The following is a 23,739-nucleotide window of genomic DNA, read 5'->3' as shown; positions in this document are numbered from 1 at the left end:
GGATAGAGTTATGTCAGAGAATACTGTGGTCATTGCAGGCGCCGCCCGTACTCCGATGGGCGGTATGATGGGGGCGCTGGGTTCGGTTCGCTCCCCGGATCTGGGGGCCGTGGCGATCAAGGCGGCCATCGAGCGTGCGGGCCTGACGCCAGCGGACATCAATGAGGTGGTGATGGGCTGCGTTCTGCCGGCAGGACTGGGCCAGGCGCCGGCCCGTCAGGCTTCGCGCAAGGCTGGCATTCCGGATGACGCCGGATGCACCACGGTCAACAAGATGTGTGGCTCAGGCATGCAGGCGGTGATCATGGCCCACGACCAGATCAAGGCCGGTACCAATGCCGTGATGATCGCTGGCGGCATGGAGAACATGAGCCAGGCCCCGTACCTCTTGCCCAAGGCACGTCAGGGTATGCGTATGGGGCATGGGCAGGTCATTGATTCGATGTTCTTTGACGGTCTCGAAGATGCCTATGAAGGCGGGCTGATGGGCGTGTTCGCCCAGAAGAGCGCGGACGACTTCAATATCACCCGGGAAACCATGGATGAGTTTGCCCTGGGTTCGCTGAGCAAGGCGAGGGCCGCGATCGACAATGGCTGGTTCCGTGACGAGATCGTGCCGGTCAGTGTGCCTGGCCGTAACGGCGATACCCTGGTGGACGTTGACGAGCAACCCGGTAACGCCCGCCCGGAAAAGATCCCGACGCTGAAGCCTGCCTTCAAGAAGGACGGCTCAGTGACGGCGGCTAACGCCAGTTCCATCAGCGATGGTGCCTCGGCACTGGTGCTGACCACAGAGGGCGAAGCGGCCCGTCGTGGCTTGCAGCCGCTGGCACGAATTGTCGCCCACGCAACCCATGCCCAGCTACCGGCGGAATTCACCCTGGCCCCCATCGGCGCGATGCGCAAGGTGCTCGACAAGGCCGGTTGGCGTACCGATGAGGTGGACCTGTTCGAGATCAACGAAGCCTTTGCCGTTGTTTCCCTGCTGGCGATCCAGGAATTGGGACTGGATGCCGACAAGGTTAATGTCTACGGTGGCGCCTGCGCCTTGGGTCACCCCATTGGTTCCTCCGGTTCGCGGATTATTGTGACCCTGATCAACGCTTTGAAGCAGAAAGGCCTGAAGCGGGGCGTCGCGTCACTGTGCATCGGTGGCGGTGAAGGTACTGCGGTTGCCGTGGAGTTGCTGTAACGGCAACTAGGCCGGGGACAGATGTCAAGTCTGTCCCCCTGGATCAATCCCTGGGCTATGGGGGAATGTTTGGCCGCCTTTTCAGGCGGCTTTTTTGTGCCTGATTACCAGCCCTCCAGAGGGATGCCGTGTTCTTCGAGGTAGGCGCCGTGCTCTTCGAGGTAGTCTTGGGTGCGAACCCTGAAGGCGTTTACGTCATCCTCCACTTCGACAGCGGGAACGCGCATAACTTCAACGGCATTGGATTTTTGGCTCATCATCCAGACCACGACCTCGCCACCGGGGGCCAGTCCCAGGATCAAATCGCTCCGTGGCAGGTAGCGAACTTCTCCCCGTTGGGTAACCGTGCGTGCTGGAACCCGCATGCGATCCTGCAGATCGGGGGGGACTCTGATCAGCGTGAAATAGTACTTTTGTTCGGCGAATGAAAACCAGCGAATGGCGATCAGGTTGGGGAAGGGGTCCATTGCGCCGCCGGTTCCAAAGGGCCCCCAGGGGCCTTTCCAACAACAGCCTTTTGTGCCGACGGGAATACGCCAGCTGCGTTCACCGGACTTCTCCAGATGAAGGTTGGTGACCCACACTTCATAGTGTGTGGGGGCGGCGATACCGACGTACCATGGAATATCCTCTTGCCCCCAGGTCGTGCATCCGCTCAGAACAACAAGGCAGGACAACCAGACGGCAACTCGACAAGATCTCATACTGGCTCCCTAGCGATTGGGGTGAACGATGCGTTCGCCGTTTTGTGTGGGGGCATTGGGGCTGAAGTTGCGGAATAGCCGGAAAGCTGTAGGTGTACCAAGTGCCATGAATTTGAAAGGATTATAATGGGCGGAGTAATGGATATACCGTTGTCGAACCAGACGCTGCTGAGCCAACGTAAGCGTGGGGCTTTCAGCGCCAGCTGAAATCTGCTCCACGACCGTTTCGGCAATGGACTTCAGATCAGCTGGCAAGCGGGTTGCCTCATCTTCTGGATCGATGCTATCCAGCGGTACGCCTGCTTTGATCGCTAGCGTTTGCATGGCTCTTAACGCCACCCGTGAATACTCTCCACGAACCTGGCGTAGCATCCGCAAGGCCAGCTCCACCCGGTCAGAGGGGCCAGGGTGTTCTGAGGTATGCTGGTAGATCTCAAGGCTGGCCATGCCCTCCGGGCCCAGGCCTCTGGGCCGAGGGTCGAGGCGTTCGGACAATCGCACGGGCAAGCTGAAGTCTCCAATCCATCCCTCGCGTTCTTTCTGCTGCTTCAACCGTTCCAGAGTGTCCCATTGCATGGATTGCTCTGGCCACCTGGCCCGATCCTCAGGGATCGGATAAAGCGGGCTGATCAGGATGTCTTCCCGTTGGCTATCACCGTAGCCACCGCCAATGTCGGAGTGCACGCCGGGGAGAGATATCTCGCGAAAGTTCGCAGGCAGGCTGCCGTCGGCGTTCCTTAGGCTGTTCAACGCAAAGTTCGTGCGATGTTCATTGGCGGCGGTCAGGTGCACGGCTTGTTCAACATGGTCCGGGTTGAGGTACACATTGACGGGGGCATTGAGATGGTTGCCGGGCGACAAGTCGCCATTGGCTGGATTGATGATGGCTGCGACGCAGTCAAACAGACCGATAAAACGAATGTTTACATGCTCAGGCCATTCGATGTCTTCTGCCTTGAAGGCCTGTCCCAGTGCCCCCTCTGGGCCGAGGTTGATTTCATGGGCTGCATGGCGTGCCGACGCTGCGCCGCGACTGAAACCGAACAGGTCGAGCTGCAAACTGGCGATGGTGTGTTGGAGCTCCAGTCGAAAGATCCTTCGGGCAACCTCTCTGAACAGGCGGTCAACCTGGCTTTCGATACCGGTATCCCCCATGCCAGTGACCATGCCCATAACCGAGTCTCCGTCACCGGTCTTGGTACCAATCCCTGGCGCGTACGCCATGAACCTGTGGCGAATGGTGTCGTCGACGGTATTGCTTGATTCGATATAGAGGTCTGCCAGCTTTGCAATGTTACTCGGCGCATTGGTGTAGCTGAGCCCCATCTCCAAGCCCAGCCGATAACGGCATTCGGCCTCGGAGATCTCACCCCGTTCGAACGGCGCAAGACACTCCTGTTCAATGCGCCGCTCCAGTGCCTGGGAATTGTCAGCGTTGTTCAGGGTGCCATCGGTAAACAGGCCCACCTCAAGGTGAATGTCGGGTGCCGGTTGCGGAGGCGATGACTCTGATGTTGTTGTGGCCGCGGGCCGTGACGCGACCGTTGAGGCAGACAACAGGGGGGAATCGCCCGGGGCCTCCGTCTGTTGTAGCGTTTCTTCGTGACGCCGGCGCTGCAATGCCAGGGCAAGGTTTTCTGTGGGCAATAAACCCAGGCTGCCGGCGCCTTGCCGGGCTAATTGCCGGGGGCCAATACGGTTGGTGTTGAGGCTGCTGACGCGGTCGTGGAGCGGGAAGTAAGCCTCGCTGGCCGTCACCACCCAGCGCCCCTGTTGCGGGTTGTCCTCCTGCCAGCGGAGGACCGGATTGACGGGTTTACCGTCGCCGACCCCGTGAACCAGCCAGAGCTCACCGTTACCGAGTTGCCGGATGAGCTCTTGGGGGCGCGGGTCCGGATTCCGTGCACCGAAGGGGGTGAGCCGGCTGAGCGCTGGCGGCAGGCCCAAGCGGTCGGATTGAATGAGCGCGCGCAGCTTTTCGGCGGCAACAAAGGGGTTTTCCAGGTTCGGCAGGTCGGCCGCAACCAGATCACGGGTGGGTACTATTTTCATCGTCAGCCATCCTTAGTTGACGTTGAGTGGTTCCTTTAACAGCAAGCCTATAGCGGTCGCCCTTGTGGCGGCGGGCTGTCTGTCACAGATTTGCCATTGCTTGTCTGCTTATTGCTCCTGATTGCGGTAGGCCAGCGGGCTAAGCCCGGTCCAGTGTTTGAAGGCCCGGGAGAAGGCGCCGGGCTCAGTGAAGCCGAGGCGACTGGAAATGTCGGCGATGCTCAGGTTCTGGCGGGTGAGCATGGTGACGGCCTGATCACGACGCAGGTTGTCCTTGATCTTCTGGTAGGAGCTGCCTTCGGTCTTCAGTTTCCGGCTGAGGGTGTAGGCGGTCATGTGCAGCTCATTGGCCACGGCCTCCTGATTGGGCAGACGTTCCTCCGGCGAGTTCTCCAGAATCTGACGCACCTGGGTGGTCAGACTGTTGTCCTCGTCGGTCCAGACCAGCAGATCGCGTGGGGAGCTGAGAATGAAGTCATCGAGTTCCTGCTGGTTTCGCGTTACCGGCATGGTGAGGTAGGCCTTGCTGAAGAACAGGCTGTTGCGCGGTTGTTCGAAGTTGCATTGGCAGGGAAAGATAAAGCGGTACTCGTCAAAGTGTGGAGGCAGGGCATGGGTGAAGGTTGCCTGGCTCAGCACAATCTTACGGCCGATCAGCCAGCCCACCAGTCGGTGCCAGACGAGCAATAGCCATTCCACCAGAAAGTGATCAGGGTCCAGCTCGGGGTGACGATGGGTCAGGCTGAGCTCTGCTTCTTCACCCTCCAGATTCAGTTCAATGCAGATGTCATCTGAAAACAGCCGATAGCAGCGAATGCTTTGTGCCAGCACGTCTTCAAGGTTGGCGCTGTGTACCACCAGCGACCCCATCAGGTGAAAGTGGCCGACCCGGCAGGGCCGCGTGGTGCGCCCCATGAATTCATCATCCAGCACTTTCCAGGCCAGGCGAAACAAGCGGATGAACTGTTCCCGGGGCACCCGGGCCTTGGGTTCGCGGATCAGTTCAGGGTCAATGTCACGGGTTTTCAGGAGGGTATCGACATTCAGGCCTTGCTTCTCCAGGCCGTAAAGAACGGCGCGGGCGTAGTGGGATGAGAAGGTGAGATTTTCCATGGATGGGGATCCGGACGACGGCAAAACTTGTCAATTTAACTGCTCGATCCTGTCATTCTGTTAGGCCATCCCATTCCTTAACCTGCTTGGAATAGCCGTCTGGGCCGGCGGTAACGCGACGGTCCCAACCCACAAAAACAAGTCAGAAGGCAATGAGTGTTATGGATGCGATCAGCTACGACGAATTTGTGTCTGCGTTTTCTGTTGACTCGATCTTACAGAATTTCCGGGGTGATTATAACGAAGGCCTGAACGTCTGCGTGGAAATCTGTGATCGCCACGCCGAGGATGAAAGCCGGGTGGCCTTGCGTTATGAGCGTGTGGATGGCAGTAGCGGCGAGCTAACCTTCGCCGAGCTGAAGCGGCGTTCTGCCCAGTTTGCCGGTTTTCTCCAGTCCCGCGGTATTGGCAAGGGCGATCGGGTGGCCTGTCTGTTGACCCGCACCCCGGAGTTGCTGATTTGCGTGTTGGGCGCCCTCCGAATCGGCGCCGTGTACCAGCCGCTGTTCACCGCGTTTGGTTCGGGAGCGATCGAATACCGTCTGGGCAAGGCCGGTACCCGCCTGATCGTCACCAATCCGGAGCAATGGTCCAAGCTCGGGGATGTTGCCAACCTCCCCGAAACCCTGCTGGTTGCCGAGGCAGACCAGCCCCTGGCCGGCGAGGCGGATCATCTGTTCTGGTCGGCCCTGGATCAGCAGTCCGACGAATTTGAGCCGGTACTGATCGGCGCCGAAGAGCCGTTCCTTCAGATGTTCACTTCCGGCACCACCGGTAAGTCGAAAGGTGTCGCGGTACCCGCCAGAGCCCTGCCGGCGTTCTGGATGTACATGCGTTATGCCGTTGGCCTGCGAGAGAATGATAACTTCTGGAACGTGGCTGATCCGGGATGGGCCTACGGTCTTTACTATGCGGTTGTAGGGCCTCTGTTGCTGGGCTGCACCACCCACTTCAATGAAGCCGGCTTTACCGCCGACAACACGCTGGAGTTTCTGCGCAAATACCGTATTACCAACCTGGCGGCAGCGCCGACGGCCTATCGTTTACTGATGGCCAACGACCATCTGGTGTCAGAGTATCCGGAGATTGGATTGCGGGTGGCCAGCAGTGCGGGTGAACCCCTCAACCCGGAAGTTATCAGCTGGATCAAACGGCGCTTTGATTGTGTGGTCTGCGATCACTATGGCCAGACCGAAACCGGCATGACCTCGGCCAATTTCCACGAACTGAGCCATCCTCACCGGGACGCGAGCATGGGTTACCAGCTTCCCGGCTATCGCCTGGTGGCACTGGATGCCGGGTTTAATGAGGTCGGCGTCGGGGAGACCGGCGAACTGGCCATCGATATCGAGAACTCACCGCTGTACTTCTTTCAGGGGTACACCTGGGGTGAAAAGAACCCGTTCCATGGCAGGTATTACCTGACCGGGGATATCGTGATCAACAACGGTGAAGGCGCCCATTCCTATACCGGTCGTGATGACGACATCATTGCCTCGGCGGGTTACCGGATCGGCCCCGCGGAAGTGGAGAGTTCACTGCTGGAGCATGACGCTGTCATCGAAAGTGCCGTCGTCGGTAAACCGGACGCGAAACGCGGAGCAATCGTTAAGGCCTATGTGGTCACCCGTCCGGAGTTTGATGGCGACGAGCACCTGGTGGAAAAACTGCAGCAGCATGTTCGCCAGCGTCTTTCGACCCATTCGTTCCCGCGGGAAATTGAGTTTGTCGACGAGTTGCCGAAGACCTCAAGTGGCAAGATCCAGCGATTCCTGCTGCGTAAGCAGGCGGAAGAGGAAGCCTCGTCGGAAACGGCCTGACGCAACGTCGGGGCGACAAAAAAGGCAGCCGAGGCTGCCTTTTTTGTCGAACGCGAGTGCTACCTGATCCGGTCAGCTACAGGTTGGCCTCTGCATACTCGGCCAGTAGCGAGCGGGGCACTCCCTGCAAGTGGATGTGACCACCATGGCGGAAGCCCTTGAATCGCTCGGTCATGTAGGTCAGTCCCGAGCTGAGGGCGCTCAGGTAAGGCGTATCAATCTGGGCGAGATTGCCCAGGCAGATCACCTTGGAGCCGTTACCGGCACGGGTGACGATGGTCTTGATCTGGTGTGGGGTCAGGTTCTGGGACTCATCGATAATGATCAGGCTGTGCTGGAAGCTACGGCCCCGGATGTAGTTCATGGACTTGAAGTGTAGGGGAACCTTGCTGAGGATGTAGTCCACACTGGCCGTCATGTTCTCATCGTCCTCGTGCAGGGCCTCCAGGTTGTCGACGATGGCGCCGAGCCAGGGCTCCATCTTCTCGGCCTCGGTGCCGGGCAGGAAGCCGATGTCTTCGTCCAGTCCCTGGGTGCTGCGGGTGGCGATGATGCGTTTGTATTGCTTGCTGGCAACGGTCATTTCGATGCAGGCGGCCAGGGCTAAGATGGTTTTACCTGAGCCCGCGGAGCCAGTGAGGTTCACCAGGTGAATGTCCGGATCCAACAGCAGGTTCAGGGCCATGGCCTGGTAGACATCCCGCGGCACCAGTCCCCAGACTTCCTCGTTCATCAGATCGTCCTGATGGAGATCTTCCAGAACAATCTTGTCGTCGCTGATGTCAATGATCTTGCCGACAAAGCCTTGTTCGTCCACAACAAACTCATTGATGTTCATCTTGGCGAGTTCGCCATCGCGTTTGAGGATGTGCTCGGTCACACCTTCCCTCTGGATGGTCTCGACCTTTTCTATGGTGTCCCAGAACGAGTTGGCAAACTCCCGGTAGCCCTGGGGCAGCAGGTCAATGTCGTCGAGCAACTGGTCGTTGTGGTAATCCTGGGCCTCAACGCCAAACCCCCGGGCCTTGAGGCGCATGTTGATGTCTTTGCTGACCAGGATGATGTCCCGGGACGGGTACCGTTCCTGCAGCGCTGCCAGGGTGTTGATGATCTTGTTGTCGTTGAGGTTGTCTGGGAGGGAGTGAGTGCTGCTGTGCTCCGTGCTCATCAGAATCGACAGGGTGCCCAGGGGATCGGCCTTAAGGGCCCGGACAATAGGAACGCCGCGTTCTATGTCTTTGGGTGAGGCATCGCCCAGCAACTTGTCGATGTTGCGGATGGCCTGGCGACAATCGGCCGCGACAGCCTGCTTGCCGGACTTCAGGCTGTCCAGCTCTTCCAGTACTGTCATTGGGATAATGACGTCGTGTTCTTCAAAATTCAGGAGGGCGTTGGGATCGTGGATCAGGACATTGGTGTCGAGGACATACATCTTCTGGCGAGCGTGCGGTTCTCTGGGCATAGGCTCGTTACCTCTCTGGCAGGCGGCTGTGGTCCGGGTCTTCATCTCACGGCTGTGCCACTCAGCGGGTGGTGGCGCAGCGTTCAGTCAGTGCCGTATCCGAAATGAGTTTCAGCATGTCATAGGTGGTGATGATTCCGGTGATCTTGTCATCATTGGTGACAAAGATGCGGTGAAGGTGTTCCCGCATCATGATGTCGGCAATCTCCTTGACCGGGGTCCGCTCATCCACGGACAGAACGATGGGCGTCATGATGTCACGGACTTCCACTGGTACCTTGCCCATTTCCTCAAAAATGGCCATGCGCAGTCGACGTGCCTCCTGTTCTTCTTCGGCCGTCAGGCGGTTGTCCATTTCATTTCGGGTGGCGTTCCAGCGAAACTCGGTGATGTCTTTGAGGGTTGCAATCCCCACGATCTCGCCGCTTTCATCGGTGACCGGGCTGCCGGTAATCTCATTATCGGTGAGGAAGCGGGCGAGGCGTTCCATAGTCCACGATTGGGGAACAGCCTTGATACTGGGGGTCATGATCTCGCGGGCGAGAACAGTCATTTACGTATTCCTGCTCAGTAAGTTCCTTTTCCTGAAGCTTAGCGGTTACTGTCTCCGCCGTCATCCCCTGATTGCAATAAGCGTACACCTGTAAGCTGACCTTGCGGGTCGTAGATCAGGTCATGGTTCTGGTACTGGGGCCGTTGGGCAACCTGTTCCAGGCTTTCGAGGGATTTGACCGGAATGTCGACCAGCAGGGAGTTGACCAGCCAGCCCGGCAGGGCGCCGTTGGGGTCGGTGTGCTGCAACCAGATCATCCGTGTCTGCCGGCCTTCCGGAATGAACCGGTAAACGGTATCGGAGCGATCTACCCGCACGTAGCGATCAAACTCTTCGCGGTGTTCCGGGACTGCGTTCAGGTGCATCACCACCTCGCCGGACGCGCGGTTGCCTTCGGTCTGGATATGGAGCACATAATCCCGGTCAGTTACCGGCCAGGGCATGTCGTTGACGGAGTAGGCGTAACGGTCGCCGAAGGTGCCTTCCCCGAACCCATAGGACTCGGTGCAGCCATGGACCCAGGCGACGCAGGACGTGGGGTCGATCATGACGGCCATCAGATTTTCGATGGGGACGTCCATTAACGCCACGGCCTTGAACGCTTTGAAGCTGGAACCCGGTTGTTCAATGGTGTAGATGCGAATGTCGCCGGCGGTCTTGCTGAGCGACCATTCAGCGGCATTTTCGTTCGGGAGGCTTCCTGCCTGGAGGGTGGCGCAAACGGTCAGGGCAGCGACGCCACTGATCCAGCTCACGAACTTCGGAGCGCTGATGAGTGCCATGGGGTAGACTTCCTTGGAATTTTTTCGGAGTCTAGCATGTCTTCCTGACGGAACTTGTTGTGCCGTTTTAGGATTGTGAACTGGTCGAACAGATAAAGGAAATGGCCCTTAATGAGTGTGTCTGGAGTGACAAACAGCAAGTTGGTAGACAGCAACGGTCGGGTAAAAACCGGCGTACTGACAGCCCCGGTGGACGAGATCAACTATCTGGATTATGACCTGCGCTCGGTCATGGACCGGCCCCGCTCCGCGCTGGCCCGGCGCTGGCGCTTCAACCAGTTCCAGTTTATCAGCGCCATGGGGCCTGACTGGCTGTTCGGTCTGGCGATTGTTGATCTGAAACTGGTGAGCAGCGCTTTCTTCTACCTCTACGATTTTCGTTCCGGTGACATGCTGGAGAGGAGCTTGATGCAGCCTTTGGCCTGGCGTACGGAAATCGCTCCACAACCGGAAACCGGCACGTCGGTCTTTGCCCGAGGCTCAACCCGAATCGCCATTGAAGCCGAAGGTCATAGCCGCCGGGTAACGGTGGCGGATGGCGATCGGGTAACGGTGAACCTCGATTTTCAGGGCGACACGGATCCCTTGCGGATGACCAGCCAGGCGGGCTACAACGGCTGGGTATTTACCCGCAAGTCGGCGGGATTGCCGGTCACCGGATCGGTCACCTGGGACGGGCGCGACTATCACTGCGGTGACGACTGGCGCGGGGCCATCGACTGGAGTTGTGGTTACATGCGTCGGGAAACCGCCTGGAACTGGGCCAGCCTGGCGGGCAAGAGTGCTGATGGCCGATCGGTCGGGTTGAACCTGGCCGCTGGTGTCAATGAAACCGGGGTAACCGAGAATGCCCTGTGGCTGGATGGTCGCTGCATCAAGCTGGAAATGGCGTGCTTCGAGTTCGATCGTTACGATCCATCCTCACCGTGGCGGGTTACCACCACCGATGGCCTCGTCGACCTGCGCTTCGTTCCTTCCGGTGTTCGCAAAGAGCGTATGGACGTGGTGCTGATGGCGTCGAACTTCCGCCAGTATGCGGGAACCTTTGAGGGCGAGGTACGGGATCCGGACGGTCAGGTGGTCAGGATTGCCGGTCTCAGGGGACTGATGGAAGACCACTACGCCCGCTGGTGACGGGGCCGGCCGGCCTAAAAAAAGCAGGCGTTCCCGGAGGAAGGCCTGCTTTTTAAAGAGATCAGAGTCTCAGTGTTCGGGCAAGGTGACGTTCAGTTCCAGGATCGAACAACTGTCGTTTCGGTCGACCTCCACCTGAACCATGTCGTCGTCGATCTGCACGTACTTGCGGATCACTGCAAGCAGCTCCTGCTGGAGTTGAGGCAGGTAATCCGGCTGTTCCCGATGGCCACGCTCGTGGGCCACAATGATCTGCAGTCGCTCCTTGGCGATGCTGGCAGTGTTGGTTTTCTTGCTTTTGAAGTAATCCAGGAAACTCATCCGTGCTACCCCTTGAACATCCGTGAAAAGAAGCCTTTCTTCTGGGCGGTCATGAAGCGGTGTTCCCGCTCTTCACCCAGCAGGCGGGCGACGGCGTCGTCATAGGCCTGACCGGCATCGCTTTCTTCTTCAAGAATGACCGGAGTACCCTGGTTGGAGGCGTTGAGCACCACCTGGGACTCGGGAATAACGCCCAGCAGCGGGATCGCCAGAATCTCTTCAACATCACTCACGGACAGCATTTCGCCCCGTTCTACCCGCTCCGGGTTGTAACGGGTGAGCAGCAGGTGTTCCTTGACCGGATCCTGGCTCATTTCCGCGCGACGGGATTTGCTTTGCAGGATGCCCAGAATGCGGTCGGAATCCCGGACTGAAGAGACCTCTGGGTTGGTGACCACAACGGCTTCGTCGGCATAGTAAAGCGCCATCTGGGCACCGTGCTCGATGCCCGCGGGGGAGTCGCAGACAATGTAGTCGAAGGTTTCCGACAGCTCGTTGATGACGGCTTCCACGCCTTCTTTGGTCAGCGCTTCTTTTTCCCGGGTCTGGGAGGCCGGCAGGATGTACAGGGTGTCGACCCGCTTGTCGCGAATCAGCGCCTGGTTAAGTGACGCCTCACCCTGAATAACATTAACGAAGTCGTAAACCACACGGCGTTCGCAGTTCATGATGAGGTCGAGGTTACGCAGGCCCACGTCAAAATCTATGACCACAGTCTTGTGACCACGACGGGCCAGCCCGGTGCTGATGGAGGCGCTGGTGGTGGTTTTGCCCACGCCACCTTTTCCTGAGGTAACGACGATTATTCTAGCCAAGGCTGCAATCCCTTTTGCGTATGTGTTACGAACCTGTGCATCGCCAGACGATCCGCCACTCAGGGCGGAAGGGTAAGGGGCCAGCGATGCCGCTTATTTCAGTTTTACGTAGCTGGTGTCAGGCTTTATCCAGTGGCAAAGCCACCAGTACGTCGTCTTTGAGCAGTATCTGGACGGCGGCTTTCCATCCGCTCTCTTGTAAGTCTTCCGAGATCTTATAGTGCCCGGCAATGGAGACAAGCTCGGCTTCCAGCGACTGACAGAACACTCTGGCGCCAGCCGCACCATGGATGCCGGCCAGCGCCCGCCCACGGAGTGGGCCATAAACGTGGATGTTACCTGCTGCCAGCACCTCAGCGCCAGCCTGAACCGGGGCCAGAATGATCAGGTCCCCCTCGGGAGCGTAGACTTGCTGACCGGAACGTACTGGCTGGGTTACGATTTTTGCCGGTTTGGCCTCACTGGACTTTTCTGCGACCGGGGCGACAGGGAGAGCGGCTGCTTGCTCGGCGTCATCCGCTGCAGGTGCTTCCTGGTTGCGTGCCGTATCCCGCTGGCTTCCCGCTGGCAACAGAGCCAGCGCGGCATTTCGGGCCAGTCGGCGCTGGTCTTCGGTACCGCCGCGAACACCCACCACGTGGATGTTGTGCCGGCGACAGGTGCCAATCAGCTTGAAAAAATCGAGCTCGCTGGTAGGGCCTTCGTATTTCTCGAGGCTTACAATCAGCGGAATGTCCTTGAAGAAGCCCGGTGCCTGGCTGATCTTGTCGCGCAGGGTGGCTTCAAAGGTGTCGTTTTCAAAGAAATACAGCTCCAGTGCGGTCAGGGAGACGCTGGCGCTTTTGAGCTGGAAGCATTGACTGACGTCGGACGTGGTCTGGCTCATGGGCGTTCGGAATCCTGCGGATCGTTTTGTTCCGGAGTACTGCGCAGACGCAGGGCTTCGCTGTCGAAACGAATGCCCGACCAGCCGGTGGCCATGAACTGGCGAATATTGCCGTGGCTGGTGCCCGCGGGGTCTTCCAGTACCTGACGATAATGGCGGCCAAAGCAGCTCAGGGTCTGGGCTTCGGTCAGGTTGCAGAACCGGCCCAGGGCGAACAGTTTGCATGAGCCCTGGTTTTCCTCGGCACTGTTGTGCAGCGGGCCATTGGCGAAGCCTGCGGGGGTGTAGTCGAAGTAGCGTTCGATCAGTTCCAGGCTGTCTTCAAACTCTCTGCGACCGGCTTCGATGGAAGCCAGGTGGATTCTGATGGCATCGGTAACATTCATTGTGACGGGCTGCCTTTGTGTTCCTGTTTGGGGCCTTTCTGGTGGCGTGCTTTCCAGTCTTCGTAGGGCATGCCGTAGATCCGTTCGCGGGCTTGCGGATCGGTGAGATCAACACCACGCTCCGTGGCTTCGGCAAGATACCATTTGGATAGACAGTTGCGGCAGAACCCGGCCAGGTTCATCAGGTCGATGTTCTGGACTTCCGGATGCTGTTGAAGATGCTCAACCAGGCGGCGAAACGCTGCGGCCTGGATCTCGGTTTCGATCTGTTCAGGGATCGGGGTGGTCATGGGTTCACCATCCGTCATAGGTTTTTTCTCGGCGAGGTGTCCGACTGTGGCCCGGCCTGGACCGGTGCGGGAAGGCTCGCCCGGAGTGACTGGCATGGTACCGCAAGTTGGCGGCGGTTGGCAGAGGCATGGCTGCCCCATGGGCGGGTGGCTCCTGAAATGGCCTGGAATGGGGATGAATTGCCATAAAAAAGCCCCCGCCATTACAGCAGGGGCTTTGTCGCGGGCTGTGTCAGTCCCCGTCGGCGGCTGCCGACAGAGCCTCAGGCCTGCTTTTTACGACGGCTCAGACCCAGTCCGGCCAGACCAAGACCCAGCAGCGCAATGCTGCCCGGCTCAGGTACGCCGGCAACCGGTGGGACGACGATCTGATCGCCAGTGCCAAAGCGCAGGTTGTCAATCGCGAACCCGGCAGGCTCCGCGCCAACCAGGCTGAACTGCAGGCCGGCGATGGCGTTAGCGCCGTCTTCGGTGACGAGACCAAGGAATTCGATACCGAGGCCTTCGTTGAACACCTGGCCGATGATGTTGCCATCGCGGTCAAACGCCGTGATGGCGGTGCCGCCAATGGCGTTGAAGTAACCACCGTCGAGGCCAACACCGGCGATGTCGGTATCAAACAGGATGGAGATGGCGCCATTGAAGGTCGGGCTGCCAGACAGGACCGGAGACGTCGGGTTAGCGCCGTCGTTGGTGATGAAGGTATCCGGCGAGGTCGGATCCAGGGACAGCGGGCCAGTCGGGGTGCCAATGACACACCCGGTCAGGGCTGCGCCCGCAGGACAGTCACCAGCGCCGCCCAGGCTCTGGCCGGTAAAATAGCCGCCAAAGGTTACAGTGGGGGCGCCAGCGCCACCGCCATAATCCACGGGGTTGTAAGTTGGGTTGACTGTGCCGAGCGAGTATTCACTGAAAGTGATCAGGCCGGCATCCGGAGTGAATGCGGTTTCGTCGATGCGGATAACATCGGCGTTGGCAATCGAAACGGTTGTAAGGGCGATGGCAGCCGCGGCTGCCGCGAAGCTGTTAGTTGTAAGGCTCATAACTTTCTCCTTGTCATGTGTTTTCGTCAGTGGGGTAAGCCCTTGAGGTTAAGGGGCAAATCCTACGGTGAGTGTTATCAAGCAAAAGTTAGGCCTAAATATTTATGTGCATGATATGTATGTAGAATAAATGATTCTTTAGCCGTCTTGTCGGACGCTATGTAAAATGTGCTGACATGGTGGAACCGGGTTGGCTCCTTTGGAATGCAGGTGAGATGGTGAGCGGTCAGCGAAAAATCATACATGTCGACTGCGACTGCTTTTACGCAGCGGTGGAGATGCTCGACGACCCCTCCCTGAGGGAAGTTCCGCTGGCGGTCGGCGGTGACGGGGGGCGTGGTGTCGTGACCACCTGTAACTACCGTGCCAGGGCCTTTGGGGTACGTTCCGCCATGTCCGCCTCGGAAGCCCGCAGGCTGTGTCCGGGCCTGGTCTTTGTGCCGTTGAACATGGCGCGATACCGGGAGGTGTCGGCCCAGGTCATGGCGATCTTTCGTGAGCTGACGGATCTGGTGGAGCCATTGTCCCTGGATGAGGCTTTTCTGGATGTAAGTGAAGTTGACGCTTGCCAGGGCAGCGCCACGTTGATGGCGCGGGAGCTGCGTGAGCGAGTTCGTCAGAAGGTCGGGATCACCGTCTCAGCGGGCGTGGCCCCCAACAAGTTTCTGGCGAAGATTGCCAGTGACTGGGAGAAACCGGATGGCCTGTATGTCATCCGGCCGGATCAGGTGCTGGATTTTGTGCGTGATCTGCCGGTCGAGAAATTGTTCGGGGTGGGTGCGGTAACGGCGAGGAAACTGCACGAACTGGGGCTTGCTACCTGTGGCGATTTGCGCGAACAGCGCCCGGAGTGGCTGGTTGAGCGATTTGGTCGTCAGGGATATCGCCTTCACCAGATGGCCAATGGTGAGGATGACCGGCCAGTGGAGGTCAGCCGAAGCATCAAGTCGGTCAGCGTTGAGCGGACGTTCTCCCGGGATCTGCCCGACAAGGCTGCCTGCCTGGCCGTGCGGGAGGAGCTGGCGTTGGAGCTTCAGCGCCGGTTGTCCCGCAAGGGCGCATCGAGACCCATTCACAAATTGTTCGTCAAGGTTCGTTACAGCGACTTTTCGACACATACCCTGGAACGGGTAAGTGACCGGCTTGATCCTCCGGACAGCGAGCACTTTCTGCCGTTGCTGGATGAATTGGTCAAGGATGACGGGCGACCGGTGCGCTTGCTCGGGGTGGGGGTGCGGTTCCGGGATGACCGCTCGCCCGTTCAGCAGCTGCGCCTGTTCGAGTAACTAGCCGAACAGGGCTCTGAAGGTGTCGGCAAGGCTGTAGGCTGCGACCAGTCCCATAGTGCTGCCAATCACTGCGCCAGCTGCGACATCGCTGGGATAATGCAGGCCCAGCACGACCCGTGATGCGGCAACGCTCAGCGTGAACGGCAGCAACAGCCAGGCAATCTCGGGGGCGAGCACCGCCAGCAGGCTGTTGAAGCAGGCGGCATGCAGGGTGTGCCCGGACGGAAAACTGTAGCGGTCCAGTGGCGGAGTGCCGCAGTTGATGCTGGGGAAGGAAATAAAGGGGCGCTCCCGGATCAGCCATCTTTTAAGCAGTTTGTACGTCAGCGTGCAGCTGAGGCCGGTTGCCGCCATCAGCAACGCGACAGCCAGGCCATCGTCGGGCTGCAGTACGGGCAGCATGAGAATGAGTGCATACCAGAACCAGCCATCGCCCAGGCGGCTGACCAGTTGGAAATAGCTGTGGACCGGGCGAAAGCGCAAGGACCGGTTGATGGTCTGGCATAGCGCAAACTCGCGCTGGTCCACGGCCTCAAAGAAGCGGGATGCTTTGCTTGGTTGCATGATATTTGACCCTGTGTTTCTGGTTCAGCACCAGCTGTTCAAATTGTTCAATCTGGACGTGCCAGTTCAGGTCCAGGGCGTCCAGGCGAGCCTGGGCCCGGATTCGGTTGAGTAACGTGGGTTGATCGACCAGTTTGAGGGCGGCGTCGATAAAGCCGTCGTCATCGGTCAGATCCGCTTTCATACCATTGCCTTCATGGCTGATGTGTTCGCTGGCCGCGGCGTCGTCATAAGCGACCACCGCCAGTCCGCTGGCCATGGCCTCGGTGACCACATTGCCAAAGGTGTCGGTCTTGCTGGGGAAAAGGAAGATGTCGCCAGACGCATAGTGCCGCGCCAGGTCTTCACCCCGTTGCATGCCGCAGAAGATATAGTCGGGGTGGCGTTCGGCCATACGTTTTCGGAGCGGACCGTCACCCACCAGTACAAAGCGGGTCCGGGGGTGCAGGTTGCGGATGCGCTCGAAACAGGTAGCGGCCATCTGCAGGTTCTTTTCTGATGCCAGTCTGCCGACATAGAGCACAACCCGGTCGTTCGCCTCCACGTTCCAGGACGCTCGCAAGGCGTCGTCGCGCTTGTGAGGGTTGAAGCGATTGCAGTCCACACCCCGGCTCCAGAGGCCCGTGGGATGAACGCCCATGGCGTTGACGACGGTCTGCATCTTGCGTGTTGGCACCAGGGTGATTGCGGTGCGGTTGTGGAACCAGCGACCGTACCCGCACAGCAGCTTTTCCAGAAATCCGGCACCGTAGTAGCGGCTGTAGGTGTGAAAATTGGTGTGGAAGCCGGAGCTGACCGGAATGCCAAGCTGTCGTGCGGCGCTGACGGCTGCGACTCCCAGCGGGCCCTGGGTGGCAACATAGATGGCGTCGGGGCGTGTGCGCTTCCAGAGTCGGGTCAGTCGGGCCGAGCGGGTGAGACCGAACCGCAGGTCCGGGTAGCCGGGCAGGGGGGTGCCCGCCACCAGATGCTCGTCTGTAAACAGGGCCTGTCCGGCGCTGGTCACGTTTCCCGTGGATTCATGCCGTTGGCGTGGGCGTACGACCGAAATCCGGTGGCCCTGTTTCAACAGTCCCTGACAAAGATGGCGCAGCGTATTGGCCACCCCATTGATTTCAGGGGGGAAGGTTTCCGAAACGACCACGATATGCCGGTTATGGCTGGGAGAGACCTGTTGTTCTGTCATTGATTCACCGTTTCCATCTTTCTGGCTACCACTATGGAAATCCTGTGTGACAGTTCCGGGACAGAACGGTGACATTCTGTTGACCTGTTACCCTCGGGGCGGATTGACAATAATCCGACATCAAAAGCGTACATTTGGTGACAAAATAACCTGCCGAGTGTGCTCAATTTCACAGATCTCAGGCCTGTATTGGTTAGACTTTAGGCTAATCAATCTCTACAATCCGATTCGCATTTACGTAGTCAGGCTTATCATGATCGTTCGCATCTTTGTCGCTTTACTTGCTCTTAATATGGTCGCATTCGTTGTCAGGGCGGAAGCCGCTGATCGCAACGCGTTTGACTATGAAATCTCCCCGGATACGGTGTATGAGCTGCAGGAAGAAATGTCGGGGGATTTTGTGCGTGATGAAAGTGATGCCCTGACCGAAATCGGGTCCCGCCTGCTGAGCTGGAGTTTTACCCGTGGTGATGGCGGCAAGAATTATGCTTCCGACGCAGTCCGGCAGGATCACGGTGTGGCCTTGCTCGAGCGGGGAGCCTGCCTGAATTTCAAGTGGGATTTCTGAACTCCCATCGGTCTTCCGGTGCCTTGGCTTCATCCCCCTGCATTCCCGTTTTGCCTTCCCTGTTCCTGTAAAACCCATTCCCTCTGATTCCTCTCTCTTCTGCTTCCCTGTCTGCTCACGTTGTCTGAGCCTTCGAGTCGTGTGATCATCGTTTGCTATCAGTAAAACAATCAGTCAGGGGTGGACGATGGAAAGAGATATGCCGGTGATCCTGAGCGACGAAGACGCGTGCGTCGATGCGGTGCTGGAGCGGGTGGGGCGAAATATCGTTCTCGGTTTACCGCTGGGTCTTGGCAAGCCGGTGCGGATTGCCAACGCGCTGTATCGGCGGGCTCAGACCGACTCCTCCATCCAGTTGCGCATTGTCACTGCGATTTCCATGTTGGCTCCGCGCGGTCAGTCTTCCCTGGAAAGCCGCTTTCTCGGCCCCTTTGTGCAGCGCCTGTACGGGGATATTCCGGAGCTCGAATACGCCAGGGGTGTGGTTGACGGAACGTTGCCGGGGAATGTTCAGGTCTCGGAGTTTTTCTTCAAGGCGGGAAGTTTTCTGAACCACAGCAAACAACAGCAAAGCTACGTGTGCACGAACTATACCCACGCGGTGAGGGATTTGCTGGCCCAGGGCGTTAACGTACTGGCCCAGATGGTGGCGCCGTCTGCGGATATGAGGCGGGTCAGTACCAGTTGCAATCCGGATCTGACGCTTGATCTGGTGCCCGTGTTCCATGAGCGGGCCGCCGCTGGCGAGCCGGTGATGCTGATTGGTGAAACCAATCGCCAGTTGCCTTACCTGGGGCACGACGCGGAGCTGCCCATTGCCAGCTTTGATGTGGTACTTGATCGCCAGAAAACCGAATATCCGTTGTTCCCGGTGCCGCAGATGGCGATCAGTCCGGCAGATCATGCCATTGGATTTTATGCCAGCGCCCTGCTCAGGGATGGCGGTACCCTGCAGGTCGGCATTGGTTCGCTGGGCGCTGCGCTGGTCCACAGTACGATCCTGAGGCATCAGAACAACGACGCCTGGCGCGCGGTCTATGACAGCCTGCAGGTTGCAGAGCGCAATCCGGTGGCGATTGACGCTGGCGGAGTGGGGCCGTTTGAGCAGGGGCTGTACGGGTGCAGTGAAATGATGGTGGATGGTTTTGGCCATCTGATGAAGGCAGGGGTGCTCAAGCGAAAAGTATACGATCATGCCGGTTTGCAGGCGCTGGTGAACGAGGGCAAGGTCGGGCCCAGGGTGACTCTGGGCTGCCTCGATGCCCTGAGGGGGGCAGAACTGATTGACTCGCCGCTACGGGCTCGGGATGTTCAGTGGCTGACCCGCTATGGCATCTTTCATGATGAGGTGGTGTTCAAAGGTGGACGGCTGGTGGTGCGCGACCAGACCCTGGAACCGGATCTGGATGATCCCGACGCCCGTCAGCGTCTGGAACAGCTGGCACTGGGGAGGGAGCTCAAGGGCGGGCTGGTCATGCACGGGGGCTTCTACCTGGGCCCCGGTGATTTCTACCAGCAACTGCGAGAGCTGACTCCGGAAGAACGCGACAGCATCTGCATGACCAGCGTCAACTACATCAACCACCTCTACGATCACCGTTTTGGCAACCAGCAATTGAAGGCGGCTCAGCGCAAGGACAGTCGTTTTATTAATTCTGCAATGATGTACACCCTGGAGGGCGAGGCGATTTCGGACGGCCTGGAGGATGGCCGGGTGGTCAGTGGTGTGGGTGGTCAGTACAACTTTGTTGCCATGGCCCATGAGATTCCCGGTGCTCGTTCCATTCTGACTCTGCGCAGTACCCGGCATGCGGGCGGCAAGGTGGTGTCGAACATTGTCTTCAGCTATGGTCACTGCACCATTCCCCGCCATTTGCGGGATATTGTCATTACCGAGTACGGCATTGCAGACCTGCGGAGCAAATCGGATCAGCAGGTGTATCTGGAGCTGATCCGCATCGCGGATTCCCGTTTTCAGGCCGGGTTGCTGAAGCAGGCGAAGAAGGCTGGCAAGGTGGATGCCGGGTTCCAGATGCCGGAAAGCTGGCTGCGGAATACGCCCGAGTTCCTGCAGGCCGCCCTGCGTGTGCCCGGCGAAGACGGCCTGTTCCCGGCGTTCCCGTTCGGCTGTGACTTTACCGAGGAGGAGCTCACCCTCGGCAAGGCGCTGAAAGCGCTCAAGGCAACAACCGGCTCAGCCCGTGGTAAAATCTCGGTCCTGCTCGGTGCCCTGCGGGTGTCTACCGATGCTGGTGAATTGCTGCCGCTGCTGCAGCGTATGGGGCTGGATAGCCCGGCTACGCTCAGCGATAAACTGAATCAGCGTCTGCTGATTCTCGCACTCAATATGATTGGCCTGACCTCGGCCAAAGGAAAATTGTAACTGTAATGCAGAAGCCTGCTGTCTATACCGTTCATTATCGACTCAAGAACACCGTGGGTGAGGTGGTCGATACCTCCGAAGGGGGCGAGCCCCTGCACTTTCTGATGGGTAGCGATGGCGTCATCCAGGGTATTCAGGAAGCGGTCCGCGAACGTGGTCCCGGAGACTGTCTCGAGGTAACCATCCCGCCCGCCATGGCCTACGGCGAGCATGACCCGGAGCTGGTGCGGAAAGTACCGAGGTCGGCGTTCGAGGGTATCGAGGATCTCCGGGTGGGCATGAAATTCCAGACCAATACCGGAGACGAAGCCAAAGTGGTCAAGGTGGTGGGTATTGACGGAAACCTGGTGCAGGTGGATGCCAACCACCCGCTGGCAGGCCTTACCCTGTACTTCGACCTCGAAATCATGGCCAAACGTGAGGCCAACGAGGAAGAGGTCGAAGCCAACCGTCCGCTGTTCTGACCTGACTCAGGGTGTCTGGCGGGCCGTCATGCCGCCAGTGCTGGTGACGTCATCCAGGCTGCGGCAGCGATGGATCTGCTTCAGCCCTGTGCTCACGGTCTGATGCAGTTCCGCGGCCAGGGCATCCAGATCTGAATGCTCGTCGATCGTGACCTTGGGATGGAATATCACGCCAACGTCCACTGACGGGCGCTTCAGCATCCTGAGGATGTGGCTCTGGAACTCGTCGTCACCAATAAACGGTGCCAGATGGTCCGGCTGTCCATCCCTCAGGTAACCAATACTGATGGGCTGGATGTTGACGCCGGCATCTTTCGCCGCCCACAACAGGCGGCTGTGGAACGGTAGCACCGTCAACCCCGTGGTGGTTGTGCCCTCTGGAAAGATCAGCACCGATTGCCCCCCGGTCAGGGTATTGGCGATCTCCTGACGACAGTGCAGGGATTTCCCCCCGCCTCGCTTGATAAACAGCGTTCCCGCCTGACCTGCCAGCCACCCGATGACCGGCCACTTGCCGACTTCAGCCTTCGACAGAAAACGCAGTGGCGATTGCCCTCCCAGCACCGGTATATCGGACCAGGAAATGTGGTTGCTCAAGTAAAGTACCGGTTCTGTCGAGACATCACCCTGCTGGCGGACCCTGAACCCAAGGCTTCGTGCCGCGCCGTGAAAACAGAAGCGAGCGTATGGGGTGCGATCAATGCGCCGGCGGCTCAGGAGCTCTGCCAGCGAGACGCCGCAGGCGATTGTAATCGTCACAGACAGTGACAGTGTGAACAGGGTCAGTCGGTAGCCTAGTCGGGCGTAGTCTTTCATTTACTGTCTCCACCAGAAGAGCCGTCATGTCAGCTTTGTTGCCGGCGCATAAAGTGACGGCTGTATCGATCTGCAAGGCTGTTCACCTCCAGCACCACCAGCAGGTCTGCGCAGCGGAAATCGGGATCCCAGCAGGGTTCACCGCACACGCGTGCGCCCAAACGCATATAGGCCTTGATCAGGGCTGGTGCATCGGCGGGCCGGTCTTCTTCGATAGGGTGCGTGAGGTGGGGGAGTTGCCGCTTTGGGGTAACCCGGAAGGCCTCATCCGCCAGGAACTCCTGTTGCAGGTGTCGGGCGATTCGCCAGGCCTTTTGGCCGCCATCAGACATGCCAATGCTGGCACAGCCGATGAGATAGTCGACCTCGTGCTTGACCAGGTATTCAGCCACCGATGCCCACAGCAGGCTGATCGTTGCACCACTGCGGTAATCCGGATGCACACAGGTGCGTCCGAGTTCGGCAACCGTCCCCGGTAGTTGATAGAGCCGGCTCAGTTCAAACTCGCCCTCCGAGTAGAAACCGCCGGCCTTGTCGGCATTGGCGCGATGCAGGATGCGGGTGGTGGCGACCAGCCGGCCGCTGGCTTCGTCGGTGACGACCAGGTGATCACACCAGTCATCGAATGCATCGGCATCGAGTCCGGGGGTGCAGGAGCCCAGGTCGGAGTCGTATTCCTCGGAAAACACTTCAAAACGCAGACGCTGGGCGGCCTCCACCAGCTCCGGCTGCCGGGTAATGACAGTATTCAGTCGGCGGGCAGGGCGTGTGGTACGGGCACTTTGTACAGTCATGGCGTTGTCTCTTTGTTTCTATTTCCAGACAAGGCTATGAATCAGGTATGACAGGGGGATGAAGCGCCCGTGACGAGGATGTGACAGCGAAGCCGGTTAACCCGCGAAAATCCCTGTGTTGCGCGGTGTAACGAACGGGTTGTTCCATGTATATTTCTGAATAGCATGTATAATTGCTGTTACAGGACGTTGCCTGTATTGTTTGAGAGACTACATGAGGACTGTGAAGCTTCTGCTGGAGTTCCGGTCGAAAAAAAGAGGGTTCCGGGGGACGGTGGGCTTAAATGACCCGGAAATTTCTCACAATCGGGCCTATGCTGTGAGTGACAGTTCGATTGCACACAACAAAATCAGAGATGGATGGCGTGGAACAGACGAATGAGAGTTGGCGTGTCCTCATCGTAGAGGACGACGAGCGGCTGGCAGACCTGACCCGGGAATACCTCGAGAGTAATGGCCTGACAGTATCCGTGGAGAATCATGGCGGGCACGCAGTTGAGCGAATCCGTAATGAACAGCCGGACTTGGTGGTTCTGGACCTGATGTTGCCCGGTGAAGACGGGTTATCAATCTGCCGCAGGGTACGGCCGTTCTTTTCGGGGCCCATTATCATGCTGACCGCCAGGACGGATGACCTTGATCAGGTTCTGGGGCTGGAAATGGGCGCCGATGACTATATTGGCAAGCCGGTTCAGCCGAGGGTCCTGCTGGCGCGTATCCGAGCTCTGCTTCGGCGGGTCGGCGATGCGGCCAATGCCGACAATGGCGGTGACAGTGGCGAAGAGCCGGTAAGGCTGCAGTTCAATGACCTGGTGGTCGATCGCTCCATGCGGGAGGCCTGGCTGAACGATGAAAGCATTGATCTGACCAGTGCCGAGTTTGACCTGTTATGGCTGCTGGCGAGCAGTGCTGGCCGGGTCTTGAGCCGGGAAGAAATCTTTACCGCCCTGCGGGGAATCGAATACGACGGCCAGGATCGCTCCATCGATGTCCGGGTATCGCGGATTCGGCCCAAGATCGGGGATGACCCGGTTCATCCCCGTCGAATCAAGACGGTTCGCAGCAAGGGCTACCTGTTTGTAAAGGAAGCCTGATCACCTGATTTCCGAGCCGGCCGCAAGG

24 protein-coding genes are annotated in these 23,739 nt (G+C 58.7%); 8 read left to right on the top strand and 16 right to left on the bottom strand.

The annotated features are described in order from the left end of the window. The first annotated feature begins 10 nt into the window (after positions 1 to 10). The gene (locus BLV11_RS12710; protein WP_091814788.1) at positions 11 to 1,192 is read left to right on the top strand and encodes a thiolase family protein; all 1,182 of its coding nucleotides are present in this window, start codon (positions 11 to 13) and stop codon (positions 1,190 to 1,192) included. A gap of 104 nt (positions 1,193 to 1,296) precedes the next feature. Here BLV11_RS12710 and BLV11_RS12705 read toward each other — a convergent pair whose 3' ends face one another. From BLV11_RS12705 to BLV11_RS12695, 3 genes are all read right to left on the bottom strand, one after another. Next, entirely contained in the window at positions 1,297 to 1,896 is a 600-nt protein-coding gene (locus tag BLV11_RS12705; protein ID WP_091814785.1) for a DUF2931 family protein, read from the bottom strand. A gap of 9 nt (positions 1,897 to 1,905) precedes the next feature. Continuing rightward, on the bottom strand, positions 1,906 to 3,948 hold the full coding sequence (locus BLV11_RS12700; RefSeq protein ID WP_091814782.1) for a T6SS phospholipase effector Tle1-like catalytic domain-containing protein: 2,043 nt from the start codon (positions 3,946 to 3,948) through the stop codon (positions 1,906 to 1,908). A gap of 108 nt (positions 3,949 to 4,056) precedes the next feature. After that, positions 4,057 to 5,061 carry an AraC family transcriptional regulator gene (locus tag BLV11_RS12695; RefSeq protein WP_091814779.1) on the bottom strand — a complete coding sequence of 335 codons (1,005 nt, stop codon included), beginning with the start codon at positions 5,059 to 5,061 and terminating at the stop codon, positions 4,057 to 4,059. Positions 5,062 to 5,213: 152 nt separating this feature from the next. Between BLV11_RS12695 and BLV11_RS12690 the strand changes: the two genes are divergently transcribed. Continuing rightward, positions 5,214 to 6,881 carry an AMP-binding protein gene (locus tag BLV11_RS12690; protein ID WP_217634571.1) on the top strand — a complete coding sequence of 556 codons (1,668 nt, stop codon included), beginning with the start codon at positions 5,214 to 5,216 and terminating at the stop codon, positions 6,879 to 6,881. A 76-nt stretch (positions 6,882 to 6,957) separates the two neighbouring features. On the opposite strand, the gene BLV11_RS12685 is transcribed toward BLV11_RS12690, so the two are convergent. From BLV11_RS12685 to BLV11_RS12675, 3 genes are all read right to left on the bottom strand, one after another. Then, positions 6,958 to 8,313, bottom strand: coding sequence for a PhoH family protein (locus tag BLV11_RS12685; RefSeq protein WP_091814772.1), 1,356 nt, complete (start codon positions 8,311 to 8,313; stop codon positions 6,958 to 6,960). Positions 8,314 to 8,404: 91 nt separating this feature from the next. Further along, on the bottom strand, positions 8,405 to 8,896 hold the full coding sequence (locus BLV11_RS12680) for a CBS domain-containing protein (RefSeq protein ID WP_091814769.1): 492 nt from the start codon (positions 8,894 to 8,896) through the stop codon (positions 8,405 to 8,407). Between the two features lie 38 nt (positions 8,897 to 8,934). Further along, entirely contained in the window at positions 8,935 to 9,678 is a 744-nt protein-coding gene (locus tag BLV11_RS12675; protein ID WP_091814766.1) for an START domain-containing protein, read from the bottom strand. A 126-nt stretch (positions 9,679 to 9,804) separates the two neighbouring features. Between BLV11_RS12675 and BLV11_RS12670 the strand changes: the two genes are divergently transcribed. Continuing rightward, the gene (locus tag BLV11_RS12670; protein WP_245726024.1) at positions 9,805 to 10,812 is read left to right on the top strand and encodes a DUF2804 domain-containing protein; all 1,008 of its coding nucleotides are present in this window, start codon (positions 9,805 to 9,807) and stop codon (positions 10,810 to 10,812) included. A gap of 69 nt (positions 10,813 to 10,881) precedes the next feature. On the opposite strand, the gene minE is transcribed toward BLV11_RS12670, so the two are convergent. The 6 genes from minE to BLV11_RS12640 form a co-directional block, all read right to left on the bottom strand. After that, complete coding sequence (gene minE / locus BLV11_RS12665) at positions 10,882 to 11,133, bottom strand: cell division topological specificity factor MinE (protein WP_091814759.1); 252 nt, start codon at positions 11,131 to 11,133, stop codon at positions 10,882 to 10,884. Positions 11,134 to 11,138: 5 nt separating this feature from the next. Beyond that, entirely contained in the window at positions 11,139 to 11,948 is an 810-nt protein-coding gene (gene minD, locus BLV11_RS12660; protein ID WP_091814756.1) for a septum site-determining protein MinD, read from the bottom strand. A 118-nt stretch (positions 11,949 to 12,066) separates the two neighbouring features. Continuing rightward, positions 12,067 to 12,834: a septum site-determining protein MinC gene (gene minC / locus BLV11_RS12655; protein WP_091814753.1), complete on the bottom strand. Its 768-nt coding sequence runs from the start codon at positions 12,832 to 12,834 to the stop codon at positions 12,067 to 12,069. Next, on the bottom strand, positions 12,831 to 13,220 hold the full coding sequence (locus BLV11_RS12650; protein ID WP_091814751.1) for a HopJ type III effector protein: 390 nt from the start codon (positions 13,218 to 13,220) through the stop codon (positions 12,831 to 12,833). Before BLV11_RS12650 ends, minC begins: the two co-directional genes overlap by 4 nt. Further along, complete coding sequence (locus tag BLV11_RS12645) at positions 13,217 to 13,510, bottom strand: DUF1244 domain-containing protein (protein ID WP_091814748.1); 294 nt, start codon at positions 13,508 to 13,510, stop codon at positions 13,217 to 13,219. Before BLV11_RS12645 ends, BLV11_RS12650 begins: the two co-directional genes overlap by 4 nt. A 263-nt stretch (positions 13,511 to 13,773) precedes the next feature. After that, positions 13,774 to 14,553 (bottom strand): PEP-CTERM sorting domain-containing protein, encoded by a 780-nt coding sequence (locus BLV11_RS12640; RefSeq protein WP_091814744.1) that lies wholly within the window; start codon positions 14,551 to 14,553, stop codon positions 13,774 to 13,776. Between the two features lie 215 nt (positions 14,554 to 14,768). Between BLV11_RS12640 and dinB the strand changes: the two genes are divergently transcribed. After that, the gene (gene dinB / locus BLV11_RS12635; protein ID WP_091814908.1) at positions 14,769 to 15,839 is read left to right on the top strand and encodes a DNA polymerase IV; all 1,071 of its coding nucleotides are present in this window, start codon (positions 14,769 to 14,771) and stop codon (positions 15,837 to 15,839) included. Here dinB and BLV11_RS12630 read toward each other — a convergent pair whose 3' ends face one another. Continuing rightward, positions 15,840 to 16,406 (bottom strand): phosphatase PAP2 family protein, encoded by a 567-nt coding sequence (locus BLV11_RS12630; protein WP_245726022.1) that lies wholly within the window; start codon positions 16,404 to 16,406, stop codon positions 15,840 to 15,842. It abuts the gene before it with no gap. After that, entirely contained in the window at positions 16,375 to 17,592 is a 1,218-nt protein-coding gene (locus BLV11_RS12625) for a glycosyltransferase family 4 protein (RefSeq protein WP_091814738.1), read from the bottom strand. Before BLV11_RS12625 ends, BLV11_RS12630 begins: the two co-directional genes overlap by 32 nt. Positions 17,593 to 17,845: 253 nt before the next feature. On the opposite strand from BLV11_RS12625, the gene BLV11_RS12620 reads away from it, so the two are divergent. The 3 genes from BLV11_RS12620 (at position 17,846) to BLV11_RS12610 (ending at position 21,007) form a co-directional block, all read left to right on the top strand. Continuing rightward, the gene (locus BLV11_RS12620; protein ID WP_091814734.1) at positions 17,846 to 18,160 is read left to right on the top strand and encodes a hypothetical protein; all 315 of its coding nucleotides are present in this window, start codon (positions 17,846 to 17,848) and stop codon (positions 18,158 to 18,160) included. Between the two features lie 187 nt (positions 18,161 to 18,347). Then, positions 18,348 to 20,543, top strand: coding sequence for an acetyl-CoA hydrolase/transferase C-terminal domain-containing protein (locus BLV11_RS12615; protein ID WP_091814731.1), 2,196 nt, complete (start codon positions 18,348 to 18,350; stop codon positions 20,541 to 20,543). A 5-nt stretch (positions 20,544 to 20,548) separates the two neighbouring features. Then, positions 20,549 to 21,007: an FKBP-type peptidyl-prolyl cis-trans isomerase gene (locus BLV11_RS12610; RefSeq protein ID WP_091814728.1), complete on the top strand. Its 459-nt coding sequence runs from the start codon at positions 20,549 to 20,551 to the stop codon at positions 21,005 to 21,007. Between the two features lie 6 nt (positions 21,008 to 21,013). Here the strand turns inward: BLV11_RS12610 and BLV11_RS12605 are convergent, their stop codons facing one another. Both BLV11_RS12605 and BLV11_RS12600 read right to left on the bottom strand, forming a co-directional pair. Next, positions 21,014 to 21,823 (bottom strand): lysophospholipid acyltransferase family protein, encoded by an 810-nt coding sequence (locus tag BLV11_RS12605; RefSeq protein WP_091814725.1) that lies wholly within the window; start codon positions 21,821 to 21,823, stop codon positions 21,014 to 21,016. A 29-nt stretch (positions 21,824 to 21,852) separates the two neighbouring features. After that, the gene (locus BLV11_RS12600) at positions 21,853 to 22,617 is read right to left on the bottom strand and encodes a GNAT family N-acetyltransferase (RefSeq protein WP_091814721.1); all 765 of its coding nucleotides are present in this window, start codon (positions 22,615 to 22,617) and stop codon (positions 21,853 to 21,855) included. Between the two features lie 356 nt (positions 22,618 to 22,973). Here BLV11_RS12600 and BLV11_RS12595 point away from each other — a divergent pair, with 356 nt between their 5' ends. Then, positions 22,974 to 23,711, top strand: a complete 738-nt coding sequence (locus tag BLV11_RS12595) for a response regulator (protein WP_091814717.1) — start codon at positions 22,974 to 22,976, stop codon at positions 23,709 to 23,711. Positions 23,712 to 23,739: the final 28 nt, after the last annotated feature.

The organism is Marinobacter mobilis, from assembly GCF_900106945.1.
Taxonomy (GTDB): Bacteria; Pseudomonadota; Gammaproteobacteria; order Pseudomonadales; family Oleiphilaceae; genus Marinobacter; species Marinobacter mobilis.
The sequence above is the reverse complement of the archived record's forward strand: the minus strand, read 5'-3'. Positions and strand labels throughout refer to the sequence as shown.